The following is a 14,755-nucleotide window of genomic DNA, read 5'->3' on the forward strand; positions in this document are numbered from 1 at the left end:
AGGAAATGAAATTATGATGAGTCTACCAAATTGCCCAAAATGTAATTCAGAATATACTTATGAAGATGGAAGTCTTCTTGTTTGTCCAGAATGTGCTCATGAATGGACTTTAGAATCAGAAACTGAAGATATAAATGTTATTAAAGATGCAAATGGAAATATCTTAAACGATGGTGATTCTGTAACAGTAATCAGAGACCTTAAAGTAAAAGGAAGTTCATCAAGTATAAAGATAGGTACAAAAGTAAAAAATATACGTTTAATTCATAATCCATCTGATGGACATGATATTGATTGCAAAATTGATGGTTTTGGAGCTATGAAATTAAAGTCTAGTGTTGTTAAAAAGGCATAAATATATAAAGTCCTACTTTTCCTTGATTCACAAGGAATGGTAGGATTTTTTTATATGCGTTAACTTTTTTAGCATTAAAGTGATTTTATATAATCATTTTTAGATAATTCTAGAAGTCTATCCCTGTCTAATATATATATTGTTTTATTTTCGCATTTTATAATTGACCTTGATTCAAGCTCTTTGAAAGTTCTATTTAAATGCCTATAAGTTGTTCCCAAAAATTGAGCAATTTCATTAAATGATGAACTTAAAATTATATGATTTTTATCAGTAATATACTCAACCAAATAGCTAGATAGTCTATTTATAAGGGGATAGGTAAGATTGTATGAACTATTATTTAAGGTTGCGTAAAGCTTTTCGCTTAAAGAATCTATTAGATGGTGTAAAAATTTTGTATTGTGAAAATATTCGTTTTTGATTATATCTACCGGGATTGCTATCAAATGTGAATCTTCTATTGCTTGGACGTCGCAGCATATAGGAATATTTTTTAAAAGTTCTATATCACCTAAAGTATTGAATGCATCATAAAACTTTAAAAGTATAGATTTACCGTTTTCTAAAAGGTAAGATACTGTTGTTTTTCCATCGACAATTAAGTAGTAGTATTCAAGATTAAAGTCTGTATTTAATATATATTCCCCTTTTAGATAAAAATGAAGTTGAGCGTGTTTTAATAAATCTTCATCAAATATAGTTTCTAAATTATGCTTAGTAATATAATTGTTTAAAAGGTCATTATTTAAAATTTTTTTCATAAAACCTCCTAAAAATGACATATGTCATGTATCGATTAATATAAATAAGTTATCATATTTATAAATTATTGTAAAGCAAAGGAGGACGTTATATATGTATAAAAACTTAGCTATTATAAATGGCGTTATACTTGCTATAATGGTTTTTTTTAATGGCATGCTAGCGAATATAACAGGACCTTATATGAGTACTTTAATATTTAATGTAATAGCATTTATATTTATTATAACTATATCTATAATAAAGAAAAATAGACTTCCAAATATAAAGGAAGTACCGCTTATACTTTTCTTACCAGGAATATTAGGTGTTATAACTATACTTTTAAACAATATAAGTATACCTCAAATAGGAATAACACTTGCTATAGGAGTGAGTTTATTTGGTCAACTTGTAATGTCTAGTTTCGTGGAGCATTTTGGATTGTTTGGAATGCCAGTCAATAGGATTAAGAAAGAAAAAATATTAGGATTTTCGATAATCTCACTTGGAATAATAGTTATGATTATTATGTAAGGAGGAGTAAGATGATATATATATTATTATCGTTTCTAGCTGGAATAACAATAGTTATAAATATGATGTTAAATGGAAAGCTTGCTAAAAGAGAAGGCATGATAAATGGAGTTATTATAAACTATTTAATGGGTATAATATCTTCTATTATATTGTGTGGTATTATGATGGAGTCTATCCCATCTTTCTTGAATATAAAATCTATTCCACTACCATATTTTATAGGAGGTTTTATAGGAGTTTTAACAACATATATGTCTAATATTATAGTTCCTAAAATACCAGCGGTTTATATAGTTATACTTCGATTTATAGGACAAATACTTACAAGTGCTATTATAGATTATATATACTTGGATATTTTTTCTAAAGGGAAGGTAATCGGTGGAGCTATATTTCTTATAGGACTTATATTGAATGCAAAAGCTGATAACAATTATGAACTAGGGAATCTTAGATTAAGCTAGAATGTTAAAGCGTGTTAAATTATTCAAAAAGATAAAAACTATAAAAAATTTTAATGCTATGATTAAAAAACTAACTATATTAGGAGGCTTATTATGAAGTACGAGATTATAATATTTGATGCAGATGAGACTTTATTTGATTTTAAGAAATCTGAGAGAGAGGCTCTTAAAAATACTATACTAGAATTTGATATAGAATATGATGAAAATCATCATTTAAAAGTATATAAGGAAATAAATACGGCTATATGGAAAGAGCTTGAGGATGGACTTATTACTCAGAAAAAATTAAAAGCTGAAAGGTTTAAAAGACTATCAGATAAATTAAAAGTTGAATTTAATGAATTTGAATTTGCTAAATCATATATGAAACATTTATCTTTTGGATCATTTTTATATGATGATAGCATAGACCTTGTAGAAAGTCTGAATAAAGATTATAGACTTACTATAATAACCAACGGTCTTAAAGATGTCCAAGATAATAGAATAAGGAAATCTATTATAGCAAAATACTTTGAGGATATAGTAGTATCAGAGGAGGTTGAGGTATCAAAGCCTGATCCGAAAATATTTGAACATGCTTTAAACAATATAAAGCATACTGATAAGAGCAAGGTTTTAATAGTAGGAGATAGTTTAACATCTGATATACAAGGAGGAATAAATTTCGGTATAGATACATGTTGGTTTAATCCTAATAAGGTTATAAATAAAACTAAAATAAAACCTACTTATGAGATTTCTAATTTAATAGAGCTTAAGGATATACTTGAACAATAGATACTAATTCGTATTTAGTAGTAGATTTCATAAAATAAGGCTATTGGAATTTTCCAATAGCCTTATTTTATATATTTATATAAATAAATTAAAACATACTCTTACTCAATTTCTATTTTATATCTATTTTCAATAATTTCTGTTTTGGGGGCGGTAATTTTAAGAATACCATTTTCAAGTTTTGCAGTTATACTATCTCTTTTAACATCTTTTAAATAGACAGATCTTCTCATCTCACTTGATCTTCTTTCTTTGTGAATATAGTTACCTTTTTCTTCGTTGATTTGTTCATCTTTTTGAACAGATATTAATAGTCTATTGTCATTATAATCTACATTTATTTCTTCTTTTTTTAATCCAGGAACTTCAGCTTCAATCAAATATTCTTTACTAGTTTCCTTGACATCCATTTTAAATGTATCATCTTGAAGATTTCTTACTGGAAAATAAGCATCATTAAAAAAGTCATCAATTATGTTATAGAAATCAACAAAATTACCATTTCTTTTTTGAACAGAATTACGATTAAAAGGTGTTAATCCAAACATATTAATTCCTCCTTTAAATTCAATTTTATTTGCTAGCACTCTGATTAAGTGAGTGCTAATTTAACTATATTATAAAAATACCAAATTAATTTGTCAAGAGGAAATAAAAAATTATAATAATAAATAAAAATAATTTAATTAATATAAAGTGGTTTATTTGTATTTTATACTTATCTTGTATATATTATTTTATATCCATATAATATAATTAAAAAAGCATGTACTTTTTAGGTATATACTATCTAAAATGGTAGTTATGAGGTAATCATGCCAATATTAGATACGATGCACAAATGGGTAAGAGAAAATGAATAGGAGTGAAAATATGAACAAATATCCAGAACCTACTGTTGGCGCTGTGATTTTCAATCCAGAGGGAAAAATCCTTCTTTGCAAATCAAATAAATGGAATGACCAGTATGTGATACCTGGTGGACATATTGAACTAGGTGAGAAAATGGAAGATGCTTTAAAAAGAGAAATATTAGAAGAAACTGGACTACATATATATGATATTAAACTAATTAGTTTGAAAGAAAGTGTATATAGTGATACATTCCATGAGAAAAAACATTTCATATTCATTGATTATCAATGCAAAACAGACTCAATCAATGTCCAGTTAAATGATGAGGCAGATGCTTATGAATGGGTAGATTTAGAAGAAATTGAGAATTATGATTTAGGTGGATTTGTAAAGGAGTTATTGCTTAAATTGAAGAATAAGAAACAAGCAATAAATAATGTAGACATATTTTATAATTATTAAGTGATGACAAAGAAATCAAAATAAATGGATCTTGAGAAAAATATGAGAACAGGAGGAGGACTATGGAATCAAATAGTTTATTATGCGAAACAAGGACTTATACACAAATATCTTATACACATAATCATTTGTATGCTCAGTTGATACTGCCACTACAGGGCAGTTTATCTATAAAAACAGATAATCATGAACTAAACTTAGATGAAAAACATTTGTTTTTTCTTCCACCTAAATGTTCTCATTCGTTCCACTCTGATAATATAAATAAGTTTTTAGTACTTGATATTCCAAGAAAAATCAACCTAGCTCCATCAAGAGATATATTTAAACATGAACTGCATCAGGTTATTGATGATAGATGGAAAGCTATAAGATATCTTTTGCAAGAAGAAACACAAAGGTCAAACAAAAGAGGTTTAGGAGATTTAGTAAACTATGCATGTAGTTTTCTAACAGAGGAATTAAAACCAATTTCTATACAGTATATCCATAAAAATCTTGAGAAACCTATATCACTTCAAGAATTGGCAGCAATTGAAAATTTTAATATATCTTACTATATTGAATGGTTCAACAAAAAAACTGGTATGACACCAAATGCATATATTCAAAAACTAAGACTAGAAAAAGCTAAAGAATATTTAGTGGGTACAGAATTAAGTTTACTTATGATTTCGCAACTTGTTGGATATGAGCAACAGTCATCACTCACGAGATTATTTAAAAATCATGAATCTATATCACCAAGTGATTATCGAAAAATATACCGAGAAATGGGTAAAATATCCCCAGTTTAAGAAAAGAATTTTATTCCTATATATTTTATTATAATTATAAGAACTTATATTTCAAAGTTTGTAATCTATGTAAATATTTTAGGAGGAGAAAGTTATGAAACAGTCTAATATAACAGGACAGTTATTAGTACTAATGGCAGCGATATTATGGGGAACAACAGGTTCTGCACAGGCTTTTGCTCCAGAAAATGCGAACCCAATTGTAATTGGTGCAATTCGTATGGCAATAGGTGGAACCGTTTTGTTTTTTATGGCAATAATAAAGGGTTCATTTAAAACTAAACTAGAACTAAATAAAAAATTACTACTAATGGCATCTATATGTATGGCTTTTTATCAACCACTTTTCTTTTCTGGGGTATCAAGAACAGGTGTTGCACTTGGTACTGTTTTAGCAATAGGAAGTGCACCTGTTTTCTCAGGTATTATTGAATATTTTATGGGGAAGAATCTTAGTAGAAGATGGATTATAGCCACCATAGTATCTATTGTTGGATGCGTTTTGCTTTTTAGTGGGCAAGATTCTATGAATATGAATATATTTGGTTCAATTTTATCATTAGGCGCGGGGTTATCGTATGCAGTATATGTAAGGGTATCTCAAAAATTATTTCTAGATTCACCGAGAGATTCAGTTAATGGATTGGTATTTTTGATAAGTGCAGCTATGTTATCGCCAATTTTATTTATGAATGACTTAAGTTGGGCAGTAACAACACGTGGAATTATGGTAACACTACATTTGGGAATAGTGACAACAGCTTTAGCGTATACCCTATTTGCATATGGGCTTATTAATATATCAACTCCTGAAGCGGTTACCTTAACACTAGCAGAACCACTTACAGCAGCTATACTTGGAGTTGTGGTTTTTAATGAAAAACTAACAGTTATTTCTATAATAGGTGTTTTACTTTTATTCTGTGGACTAATTGTAAATTCTTATTCTGAAAAGATAAATGATGAAAATAAAGAATAAGAAAATTGTTGAAGGAGGATATTATTATGGTTACTTTTGAAAATTTTATAAAATTGGACATTAGAGTTGGCGAAATTACAGAAGTAGAGTTTTTCGAAAAAGCAAAGAAACCGGCTTATAAATTATGGGTTGACTTTGGTAATGAAATTGGAATAAAGAAATCAAGTGCTCAAATTACTGAATGCTACAAAAAAGAAGAACTCATAGGCAAGCAAGTATTAGGAGTGGTAAACTTTCCACCAAGACAAATTGCTGATTTTATGTCGGAGGTATTAGTATTAGGAGTTTATGGTACACAAGGAGTGGTATTAATTCAACCAGAACAGCCTGTTAAAAATGGTGATAGATTAGGTTAATTCATAATTTTTATATATTACTAGTATAATTACTTTAGAAGAATAAATAAACCCACGATTTTTTTAATCGTGGGTTTATTAATAAATTAAAGCTATTAACAGACTTTTTTAGCTTTTTCAGGATATTTAGACTTAAGAATAAATGTACTTATAAATCCTCCTATTAGAGCTGGTAAAATCCATCCAAATCCAAGTGATGCAAAAGGCATTTTAGAAGCTAAAGTATTTAAAAGACCTAGCTTTATATTCAATACACCGAGACCATCGTTAAGACTTATTAAAAATGAACCTAGAACTGCCCCAGGATAAGAAGATGGAGGCATGAACTCATCTATAGAAGCCATTATTATAAGTACTATAGCAACTGGATATACAGTTACCAAAAGTGGAACGGCTATAGAAACTATTGAGTCAACTCCAATACATGCGAAAACTCCACTAAATAAAGTTGTTATTATTACTACCATACTATAGCTTAATTTACCGTTAGTAAGGTTACTAAAGAAATTTCCTACTGTAGCAGTAAGGCCTATTGATGTAGTAAGACAAGCAAGGGTAACAACTATACCAAGAGCTATCTTACCAAAGCTTCCTAAAAGATCATCTGTAATACTCATAAGCAGCTGAGCCATAGGAATATCAGCAGGGAAAAGTCCACTAGAAGATGCACCTAGATAGATAAGACCACCATAGACAACAGCAAGTCCTAAAGCTGCTACTATACCAGCTTTTATAGTAATACTAACTTGATCTTTTACATTTGTATATCCTTTATCTTTTATTGAATTAAGAATTACTATACCAAAGACTAAAGATGCTAAAGCGTCCATTGTTTGATATCCATCTGTAAAACCCTTAGAAATAGCGCTTCCTTCCATAGCTACAGAAGGAGTACCGAGTGGCGATATAATTCCCTTCCCTATTATCAAAACGATCATTAAAAGAAGAGCAGGAGTAAGAATTTTAGCTATCTTGTCTATCATCTTAGATGGTTTTATAATAAAATAAAGAGTAAGAGCAAAAAATACTGCAGATACTAAAACAACATTAACATTAGGAAAAATAGGTTTAATTCCCATTTCATAAGTAGTAGCACCAGTTCTAGGAATCGCTAGAAGAGGTCCTATGGATAAAATTATTATAGAAGCAAAAACTTTACTAAATAATTTACCGACTTTATTTCCTATATCGTCCACAGATCCCCCTGCCTTAGCTCCTGCAATAATGCCTAGAAGAGGCATTCCTATTGCAGTTATAAAAAAGCCAACTGCACAAATAACCCAACTTTTTCCCGATGCAAGCCCTAAAGCTGGAGGAAAGAGTAAATTACCAGCACCAAAGAACATGGCAAATAGAGCTAAGCCAAGAACTATAAAATCATTGTTTTTCTTTTCCATTATGAGTCCTCCTTAATAAATTAGATTTAAAAAATTTAAAATAAAAAATATAATTGAATATTGTGTACACAATACAAGTATATAAGAACATAAAAAATATAATTACTCTACAAGAAAATTTTATAAAATGAAAATACATATTAATAACAAAATATTTAAATAAGAATAAATATTTTTAATTTTCAAGTAATTAACAAGTATTATAATGTGACGAAATTTCAATGTCAACAGCTTTTTTTTAGCATTAGAATACAGTAAAGAAATAAAATAAATTGAAAATTATAAAAAATAAAAATAAATAAAAAAAAACTTCAATTGTAAAAAAAGAGTAAACAATTCAAGAAACAAGAAAATGTTTTCTTCAAGGGTTTGTTAGATGTTGAATATAGATATTCTATAGAAAGGGTTACGCTATTGATTTAATGATTTGTATAAGAAACATGATATGTATTTATTAAATTAGATTTATATGAATAAAAAACTTTTTAAAATCAATGTTTTACCTTCTTATAAATAGGTATGTCTATTAAATATACACAATTATATGATAAACTATTTTTAAACTTAGATTAAAGTAATAGGGGTTTTAGATTGAGGGGAGGAGTAAAAATGAATATAAAGTACGTTGTTATTATTCAGTGTGATATTGCACATAGAAGATGTAGTGGTTTTGCTTGTACAAATGCTTTTTATAATAAATAAGGATTGTTTGAGAATCATGAGGAGAATACAAGATATATTTCTTTTACTTGTGGTGGTTGCTGTGGAAAAGGGGTAACAGCAAAGTTAGAACATTTTTCTAAAAAGACTAGAAAAGCTAATATAAGTAAAGATGATGTTGCTGTTCATTTATCTTCGTGTATGGTAACTGATAATCATCATTATGATAGATGTCCTCATGTTGAGTATATTAAGAGTATTGTTCTAAAAAAAGGATATAAAAATATAATAGAAGGCTCTTATTTAAGTAAAAATTCAGAAAAGAAAAGAGAGCAAGGAGTATATACTTCTTATTAAAAAATCATAATATATTATGATTTTGAAAGGAGAGATAGACATTGAGTAAATTTGTTCATATTGTTTTTGGAGATTCGGCTGAAGGAACATTAAAATATTTTTTTGAAAATAATGAAAATAAATTTAATGGAGAGGTAATAAATTTTAGAGAAGATTATTCAATTGGACCAATATATGAAATTGATACGGAAAAAGGACTTAGGAAAAGGATTGAATGGGTTGAAAAAATACTAAAAAAGGTTTGTGAAGACGATTACTTTGAAGATATTAAAAAAGAATTTATTAATACATATAAAACTATAAAAAATATTGACAAAGATTCAAAAATTGTAATATGGTATGGAGAAAATATTGATAATCAAGTAGGACTTAGACATTTAAATGCATTATTAAGAAATAAAGAATTATATGAGATTAATGTTTCTGAATCATATATAGAGGATTATAATTACAGTAAATATAGACCAAGAGCTTTAGGAGAGTGCGCTCCTGAACAAATAGGGCATTTAATTTCGACAGTGAAAAAATTAGAAAAAGAAAAATGTAATTGTCTAATAGATGATTGGAATGTTCTTAGGAAATCTAAAGAAAATTTGAGAATTTTAAAAGATAATAAAATAATTGGAGTAGATGAAAGTTATTATGATAAGGATATATTATCAAACTGCACTTTCAATTTTAAAAAAGCAGCTAGAGTTATTGGAGCTACAATGGGAAAATCAGATCAGCTTGTTGGGGATGCTTATATTGATTATAGAGTCAGAATATTAATTGAAAGCGGAAAAGTCGAATATCGAGGAAAGCTTGAAACTATGAGAGACTTTGAAGTAAGAGTATCTGGCAATGTAAATGAGTTTTTTAAAAAGCTATTTAAAAAGAGCTGTCAAGTAGATGAAGAGGGTTTTTATCATTACTTATTAGAAGATAAAGAAAATAATTTAATGGTTGATACAACATATATAACTGATTGGAATAAAATCGATTTATCAAATAAATTAATATTAGATTATAATAAAAACAATATGTTTTCTCTAATTTGGTTTAAAGAAGGTAGGGACTTAATTAGTATTAATGATACTTTAATAGATAATATTGAACATAAAATAGAAGTGTATGAAGATGAAAATGGTGAAGAGGTAAAAACAGAAGCTATAATAATTTTTTTAGAAAATGTAATAGATAAATATTTAGAAATTCAAATTAAACCTTATATTAGAATCGTTTTTAAAAACCTAGATACAATGTATTAATAAACAAAATGAAAATATCCCTAAGATTAATAATCTTAGGGATATTTGTGCTAGAGGGTATAAAAAACTGTTCTTATAAGAAGATGTTTAAATATAATAAGTTATATTACATATTTGTAAAAATAATGTAAATAGTGTAGATTATTGAGTTGTAATAAGGGATGATATATAATTATGTAAAGTGAAATTATATATTAATTATGTTTAAAAAGGATGATATTATGTTATCAAATGAGATGGCTGATTTAATTAAACAGCGTGAGAGAAAAGGGAAAAAGAAGAAAAGTCAGATTCCTTATGGTGTTATATTGATTGTAATTGCACTAATATTGTTTGTTATGCTTTTACAAAATCAATATACGTATGCTTTATGCTGGATTTTGGGAATTGGAATCGGGATTGTTTTAAGATATTCTAGATTTTGTTTTTCAGCAGCATTTAGAGATCCTTTTCTTGTAGGGAATACAAAATTACTAAGATCAATGCTGGTTGCAATGATGATAAGTACTATTGGATTTGCTATTATTCAATATGGTTATATTAAGGATAATCCTATCAATTATGATTTTATTCCAGGGGCTATAACTTCAGTAGGGGCCCACGTCATGATTGGTGCTTTTATATTTGGTATTGGAATGATAATTGCAGGTGGATGTGGATCGGGAGTATTGATGAGAATAGGTGAAGGGCATGCTTTACAGTGGGTTGTTCTTATTGGTTTTTTGATTGGAACTGTTCTTGGAGCGAAGGATTATTCGTTTTGGTATAATAATATAATTAAAAAATCAAAGACTATTTACTTCTTTGAATATCTAGATTTTAAAATTATTGTACTAGTTCAAATAGTAGTATTATTAAGCTTGCATAGATTAGCAGCATGGTACGAAAATAGACGTTAAAAAGATATATAAATGGGGGAGAAGTTATGGCAGTAAGAGAAATAGATTGTTTATTTGAGGTATGCCCTATTCCTATACTCAAGGCGATGAAGGAATTGAAAACAATGAATCCTGGGGATATTTTGGTAATACATTCTGACCATAGTTGTGTTGGAATTAGTGTTCAGGAATGGGCAGAAAAGAATAATTATCCTGTACAAGTTGTTGAAGTAGAGGACGGAGAGTGGGAAGTATATATTGAGAAGACAAAAGAAAAGTAGAGGAGGTATATGATGAAGTCCATTAAAAAGTGGCTAAAAAAGCCATGGCCTTATTGGGTAGGAGGAATTTTACTAGGACTACTGAATGTTATCTTACTAGCTACTAGTGGTATCAGTTGGCAAATTACAAGTGGATTTTTACTGTGGGGAGTCGGCATTTTACAATTGTTTGGGCTAGATCCCTTCAGTTGGGAGTATTTTGATCATTTTCAATACTATTATGGGTATATAATTACAAATCATAACGCATTTATTAATAAATATACGATTTTGAATATGGGAGTTATCGTAGGATCTTTGATAGCAACTTTGATGGCATCTCAATTTAAATGGAAAAAAATAAAAAGTAAAAAACAGTTTATTTTTGCATTATTGGGTGGAATCATGATGGGATATGGAACAAGACTCGCTGGAGGATGTAATATTGGTGCTTTTTTTAGTGGGATTCCATCTTTTTCTTTACATTCTTGGGTTTTTGGTATTTTTGCTATATTAGGAGCATGGGTAGGATGCAAGATATTAATTAAATTTTTACTATAAAGTAAGAGGGCGTATGCCCTCTTTTTTAGCAAAATCCTCTTTTACTAGAAATAATAAAATCTACAAACATTTGCTCATAGTGAGTGAATGTATATTTTTCTCTAGAAGCTATATAATATTCAAAAGGAATTTTAAGAGTATCTACTGTAACAGTATGAATAAGGTTTTCTTTTAATTCTTGTTGTATTATTAGCTTGGGTAAAAAAGAATATCCTTTCCCTGAAAGAATAGAAGATTTAATTGCTTCTGGTGAATTTAAATCATAAATAACATTTAGATCTTCTATATAAACCCCTTTTTCTTGTAATGCTTTTTCAATTAAGTATCTTGTTCCTGAATTTTTTTCACGTAAAATTAAAGGAATTTTTTTGAGTTCTTCCATTGAAATCAATTTTGGAGAATCAGTACAATTTCCTACCAACAGCAATTCATCAGATATAATGGTTTGAGTAACTATATCTTTTGCGTTTGAATCATGTTGAATTATTCCAATATTAATGGTATGGTTACGCAAATTTTCAATTACGCCAGCAGAGCTATGTACTTCTATATTAATATCTACTTCTTTGTGAAGTTTTTTGAATGTATATATACTGCAAGGAAGTGCATACTCACCTACGCTTTTACAAGAACCTATCATTAGCTTTGGCTGATCTTGCTGCAGATTTTTCAAATCTCTTTGAATATTTCCTTGAATTGAGAGCAATGTATCGGCATAGTCGAATACAACTTTTCCTTCCTCAGTTAATTCAACTCCTTTATTACTTCGCTTTAAAAGACTTGCTCCCAGCTCTTTTTCCAAGTTTTGAAGTTGCATACTTAGACCTGGCTGAGTGAGGTGAAGATTTTTTGCTGCTTTTGATATACTGTTGCATTTTACTGTAATATAAAATGATTGGAGATATTGTAAATTCATATCGTCACATCCTTGAAATGGTAAAAAAATATTAAAGCACCTATATATCTTATCATTATATTATACAAAAATAAACATCTTTATACAAAAGAGGAGGCGATATCGCTGTGTTTTGTAGATGATTTAACAAAATATAAAAGATCCTTATATAACATAACATATACTTATGATTAAAATATAAGAACATATATTATAATGTATTGAGAGAAAATTAACAAAGTGTATAAAATAAATTTACGCCTAACAATTATCGATTTGATAAAGAGGAAATAAATTATAATTATATTTTTTATCATATAGGAGTAAAATTTATTTAATAAAAGACTATGGATTTGATCAAAAATAAAATAGAAGATAATGTTTTTTATAAACCCTGTAGTGAGATATAATCAGGTGTTGAGTCGGTTGATGCCCTGTTAACAAATGTGGCATATATAAAAATACATAATCATAATCACAAATTATATACAATGAACTCACAATACTTAATTATCAATTTGATATTGACAAAAACAGATTATGATTATATTATCTATATAAATTGCAGCTAATATATAATATTGAATTGTTTTCAACTAATGTGAAAAATTCAATCCAATATATATAGTTATAAATAATTAAAGGATGGGAGTATAAAATATGAATCAAAATACTAAGTTAAAAAGGAATTTAACTCCCTTAAATATAGTTGCCTTAGCATTAGGAGCTATTATTGGATCAGGGTGTTTTCTATTACCTGGTGACGTGTTTTTAAAAACAGCAGGACCTATAGGAACAATTATAGGATTACTTATTGGGGCAATTATGCTGTGTATTATTGCTTATAATTATGGTTATATGATTAATAAATATCCTGTAGCTGGAGGCGAATATGCTTTCTCATTTAAAGCTTTTGAAAGAAACCACGCTTTTATTTGTGGGTGGTTTTTAGTTCTTTGCTATATAAGCATTGTGCCATTTAATGCTACTGCTTTAGGTGTGATTAGCAAACAGGCTTTTCCGGGGATATTTGAGATAGGTTATTTGTATGCTATAGAAGGTTCTAAAGTATTTGTTGGTGAAGCTGTACTTGGAATAGTAGCAGTAATTATTTTCGCATATACCAATATAAAGGGTGTAAAGATAACAGGTAATCTGCAGAATGTAATTACAGGTGCTCTAGTAGGTTCGGTTTTTTTTCTATTAATAGCTACGTTGTTAAATGGTCAAGTTAGATATAGTAATCTTAAACCTATGTTTCCTACAAATGTAAATCCGGTTAAAGGAATATTATCTATTGTAGCAATTACGCCATTTTTATTCGTAGGATTTGACTCTATTCCACAGGTTGCAGAAGAATATGATTTTTCTCCTAAACTTGTTTTCAAATTAATGTTAGCAACAATTTTCTTTGGTTTTTTCATGTATGTTGCAGTTAATACTATTACAGCAATCGTATTGCCGTGGCAAGAGTTTATTGGTAGTAGTCCTAATTGGGCGACTGGACAAGCTGTTCAATATATATTAGGCAAATTTGGTATGATGCTGTTGTTTATATCATTATTTACTGCAATAATAGCAGGTATAAATGGATTCTATGTTGCAGCGAGTAGACTTTTATATTCTATGGGAAGATCAAGTGCATTGCCATATTGGTTTGGTAAGCTACACCCTAAATATAATACTCCAGCAAATTCTATAATATTCGTTGGAGCATGTTCCATAATAGCTCCTTGGTTTGGGCGTCAGGTTTTAGGATGGATAGTAGATATGTCCTCACTTGGAGCTGCTGTAGGCTTTCTACATACATCTATGGCATCATATAGGATAGCAAAAGATAATAATGAGTTTGAGAAAAATAAAATACTAAAAACAACTTCAATATTAGGATCTATTTTTTCAGCTGGTTTTCTTGGACTATTGTTAATTCCAGGTTTACCTTCATCTTTATCAAATCAGGTATTAATTATTCTAGGATTATGGGTTGCTTTAGGAGTTGTATTCTATTTAGCAGTATGTAAAGAATATAGAAGTCTTTCGTATAAGGATCTTGAAAATAAAATTTTCAATAAGGTGATATAGGAATAGGACATGTGCTTCTTCTTGTGCTGTATATACTTTAACAAAATATAAAAAACTCTTATAGTATATAACATATGCTT

General features: G+C 28.5%; 18 protein-coding genes. 14 read left to right on the plus strand and 4 right to left on the minus strand.

The annotated features are described in order from the left end of the window. The first annotated feature begins 13 nt into the window (after nt 1–13). Complete coding sequence (locus M2214_RS17755) at nt 14–355, plus strand: zinc ribbon domain-containing protein YjdM (RefSeq protein ID WP_248481299.1); 342 nt, start codon at nt 14–16, stop codon at nt 353–355. Between the two features lie 74 nt (nt 356–429). On the opposite strand, the gene M2214_RS17760 is transcribed toward M2214_RS17755, so the two are convergent. Further along, nucleotides 430–1,119 (minus strand): Crp/Fnr family transcriptional regulator, encoded by a 690-nt coding sequence (locus M2214_RS17760; protein WP_248481301.1) that lies wholly within the window; start codon nt 1,117–1,119, stop codon nt 430–432. 94 nt (nt 1,120–1,213) lie between these two features. On the opposite strand from M2214_RS17760, the gene M2214_RS17765 reads away from it, so the two are divergent. The 3 genes from M2214_RS17765 (at nt 1,214) to M2214_RS17775 (ending at nt 2,886) form a co-directional block, all read left to right on the plus strand. Continuing rightward, entirely contained in the window at nt 1,214–1,636 is a 423-nt protein-coding gene (locus M2214_RS17765) for a DMT family transporter (RefSeq protein WP_248481302.1), read from the plus strand. Between the two features lie 11 nt (nt 1,637–1,647). Continuing rightward, nucleotides 1,648–2,103, plus strand: coding sequence for a DMT family transporter (locus tag M2214_RS17770; RefSeq protein ID WP_248481304.1), 456 nt, complete (start codon nt 1,648–1,650; stop codon nt 2,101–2,103). A gap of 93 nt (nt 2,104–2,196) precedes the next feature. Further along, complete coding sequence (locus M2214_RS17775) at nt 2,197–2,886, plus strand: YjjG family noncanonical pyrimidine nucleotidase (protein ID WP_248481306.1); 690 nt, start codon at nt 2,197–2,199, stop codon at nt 2,884–2,886. 101 nt (nt 2,887–2,987) lie between these two features. Here M2214_RS17775 and M2214_RS17780 read toward each other — a convergent pair whose 3' ends face one another. Further along, nucleotides 2,988–3,434: an Hsp20/alpha crystallin family protein gene (locus tag M2214_RS17780; protein ID WP_248481308.1), complete on the minus strand. Its 447-nt coding sequence runs from the start codon at nt 3,432–3,434 to the stop codon at nt 2,988–2,990. Between the two features lie 325 nt (nt 3,435–3,759). On the opposite strand from M2214_RS17780, the gene M2214_RS17785 reads away from it, so the two are divergent. The 4 genes from M2214_RS17785 to M2214_RS17800 all read left to right on the plus strand — a co-directional run bounded on the left by M2214_RS17785 (nt 3,760) and on the right by M2214_RS17800 (nt 6,335). Continuing rightward, entirely contained in the window at nt 3,760–4,203 is a 444-nt protein-coding gene (locus M2214_RS17785) for an NUDIX domain-containing protein (protein WP_248481310.1), read from the plus strand. Between the two features lie 62 nt (nt 4,204–4,265). Continuing rightward, the gene (locus M2214_RS17790) at nt 4,266–5,000 is read left to right on the plus strand and encodes a helix-turn-helix domain-containing protein (RefSeq protein ID WP_248481312.1); all 735 of its coding nucleotides are present in this window, start codon (nt 4,266–4,268) and stop codon (nt 4,998–5,000) included. Nucleotides 5,001–5,094: 94 nt separating this feature from the next. Further along, nucleotides 5,095–5,979, plus strand: a complete 885-nt coding sequence (locus M2214_RS17795; protein WP_248481323.1) for a DMT family transporter — start codon at nt 5,095–5,097, stop codon at nt 5,977–5,979. Nucleotides 5,980–6,005: 26 nt separating this feature from the next. After that, a complete protein-coding gene (locus M2214_RS17800) occupies nt 6,006–6,335 on the plus strand; it encodes a tRNA-binding protein (protein WP_248481325.1) in 330 nt (109 codons plus the stop codon). Nucleotides 6,336–6,430: 95 nt separating this feature from the next. Here the strand turns inward: M2214_RS17800 and brnQ are convergent, their stop codons facing one another. Next, nucleotides 6,431–7,732, minus strand: coding sequence for a branched-chain amino acid transport system II carrier protein (gene brnQ, locus M2214_RS17805; protein ID WP_248481327.1), 1,302 nt, complete (start codon nt 7,730–7,732; stop codon nt 6,431–6,433). 705 nt (nt 7,733–8,437) lie between these two features. On the opposite strand from brnQ, the gene M2214_RS17810 reads away from it, so the two are divergent. The 5 genes from M2214_RS17810 to M2214_RS17830 all read left to right on the plus strand — a co-directional run bounded on the left by M2214_RS17810 (nt 8,438) and on the right by M2214_RS17830 (nt 11,698). After that, entirely contained in the window at nt 8,438–8,749 is a 312-nt protein-coding gene (locus M2214_RS17810; RefSeq protein ID WP_330651522.1) for a CGGC domain-containing protein, read from the plus strand. A gap of 41 nt (nt 8,750–8,790) precedes the next feature. Beyond that, entirely contained in the window at nt 8,791–9,999 is a 1,209-nt protein-coding gene (locus tag M2214_RS17815) for a DUF1835 domain-containing protein (protein ID WP_248481329.1), read from the plus strand. Between the two features lie 200 nt (nt 10,000–10,199). Beyond that, nucleotides 10,200–10,898 (plus strand): YeeE/YedE thiosulfate transporter family protein, encoded by a 699-nt coding sequence (locus M2214_RS17820; protein ID WP_330651523.1) that lies wholly within the window; start codon nt 10,200–10,202, stop codon nt 10,896–10,898. Nucleotides 10,899–10,924: 26 nt separating this feature from the next. Next, the gene (locus M2214_RS17825; protein WP_248481338.1) at nt 10,925–11,158 is read left to right on the plus strand and encodes a sulfurtransferase TusA family protein; all 234 of its coding nucleotides are present in this window, start codon (nt 10,925–10,927) and stop codon (nt 11,156–11,158) included. A 12-nt stretch (nt 11,159–11,170) separates the two neighbouring features. After that, on the plus strand, nt 11,171–11,698 hold the full coding sequence (locus M2214_RS17830; protein WP_248481340.1) for a YeeE/YedE thiosulfate transporter family protein: 528 nt from the start codon (nt 11,171–11,173) through the stop codon (nt 11,696–11,698). A gap of 25 nt (nt 11,699–11,723) precedes the next feature. On the opposite strand, the gene M2214_RS17835 is transcribed toward M2214_RS17830, so the two are convergent. After that, on the minus strand, nt 11,724–12,614 hold the full coding sequence (locus M2214_RS17835; RefSeq protein WP_248481342.1) for a LysR family transcriptional regulator: 891 nt from the start codon (nt 12,612–12,614) through the stop codon (nt 11,724–11,726). Between the two features lie 639 nt (nt 12,615–13,253). On the opposite strand from M2214_RS17835, the gene M2214_RS17840 reads away from it, so the two are divergent. Beyond that, a complete protein-coding gene (locus M2214_RS17840) occupies nt 13,254–14,675 on the plus strand; it encodes an APC family permease (RefSeq protein WP_248481344.1) in 1,422 nt (473 codons plus the stop codon). Nucleotides 14,676–14,755 lie beyond the last annotated feature (80 nt).

This window comes from Tepidibacter aestuarii (assembly GCF_934924865.1).
GTDB classification, from domain to species: Bacteria; Bacillota; Clostridia; order Peptostreptococcales; family Peptostreptococcaceae; genus Tepidibacter_A; species Tepidibacter_A aestuarii.

Excerpts from the sequence above, each read along its gene's own strand:
- M2214_RS17770 (WP_248481304.1), top strand. The coding sequence starts at position 1,648 with ATGATATATATATTATTATCGTTTCTAGCTGGAATAACAATAGTTATA.
- M2214_RS17790 (WP_248481312.1), top strand. The coding sequence starts at position 4,266 with ATGGAATCAAATAGTTTATTATGCGAAACAAGGACTTATACACAAATA.
- M2214_RS17755 (WP_248481299.1), top strand. The coding sequence starts at position 14 with ATGATGAGTCTACCAAATTGCCCAAAATGTAATTCAGAATATACTTAT.
- M2214_RS17780 (WP_248481308.1), bottom strand. The coding sequence starts at position 3,434 with ATGTTTGGATTAACACCTTTTAATCGTAATTCTGTTCAAAAAAGAAAT.
- M2214_RS17785 (WP_248481310.1), top strand. The coding sequence starts at position 3,760 with ATGAACAAATATCCAGAACCTACTGTTGGCGCTGTGATTTTCAATCCA.
- M2214_RS17760 (WP_248481301.1), bottom strand. The coding sequence starts at position 1,119 with ATGAAAAAAATTTTAAATAATGACCTTTTAAACAATTATATTACTAAG.
- M2214_RS17820 (WP_330651523.1), top strand. The coding sequence starts at position 10,200 with ATGTTTAAAAAGGATGATATTATGTTATCAAATGAGATGGCTGATTTA.
- M2214_RS17765 (WP_248481302.1), top strand. The coding sequence starts at position 1,214 with ATGTATAAAAACTTAGCTATTATAAATGGCGTTATACTTGCTATAATG.
- M2214_RS17835 (WP_248481342.1), bottom strand. The coding sequence starts at position 12,614 with ATGAATTTACAATATCTCCAATCATTTTATATTACAGTAAAATGCAAC.
- brnQ (WP_248481327.1), bottom strand. The coding sequence starts at position 7,732 with ATGGAAAAGAAAAACAATGATTTTATAGTTCTTGGCTTAGCTCTATTT.
- M2214_RS17840 (WP_248481344.1), top strand. The coding sequence starts at position 13,254 with ATGAATCAAAATACTAAGTTAAAAAGGAATTTAACTCCCTTAAATATA.
- M2214_RS17775 (WP_248481306.1), top strand. The coding sequence starts at position 2,197 with ATGAAGTACGAGATTATAATATTTGATGCAGATGAGACTTTATTTGAT.
- M2214_RS17795 (WP_248481323.1), top strand. The coding sequence starts at position 5,095 with ATGAAACAGTCTAATATAACAGGACAGTTATTAGTACTAATGGCAGCG.
- M2214_RS17825 (WP_248481338.1), top strand. The coding sequence starts at position 10,925 with ATGGCAGTAAGAGAAATAGATTGTTTATTTGAGGTATGCCCTATTCCT.
- M2214_RS17830 (WP_248481340.1), top strand. The coding sequence starts at position 11,171 with ATGAAGTCCATTAAAAAGTGGCTAAAAAAGCCATGGCCTTATTGGGTA.
- M2214_RS17800 (WP_248481325.1), top strand. The coding sequence starts at position 6,006 with ATGGTTACTTTTGAAAATTTTATAAAATTGGACATTAGAGTTGGCGAA.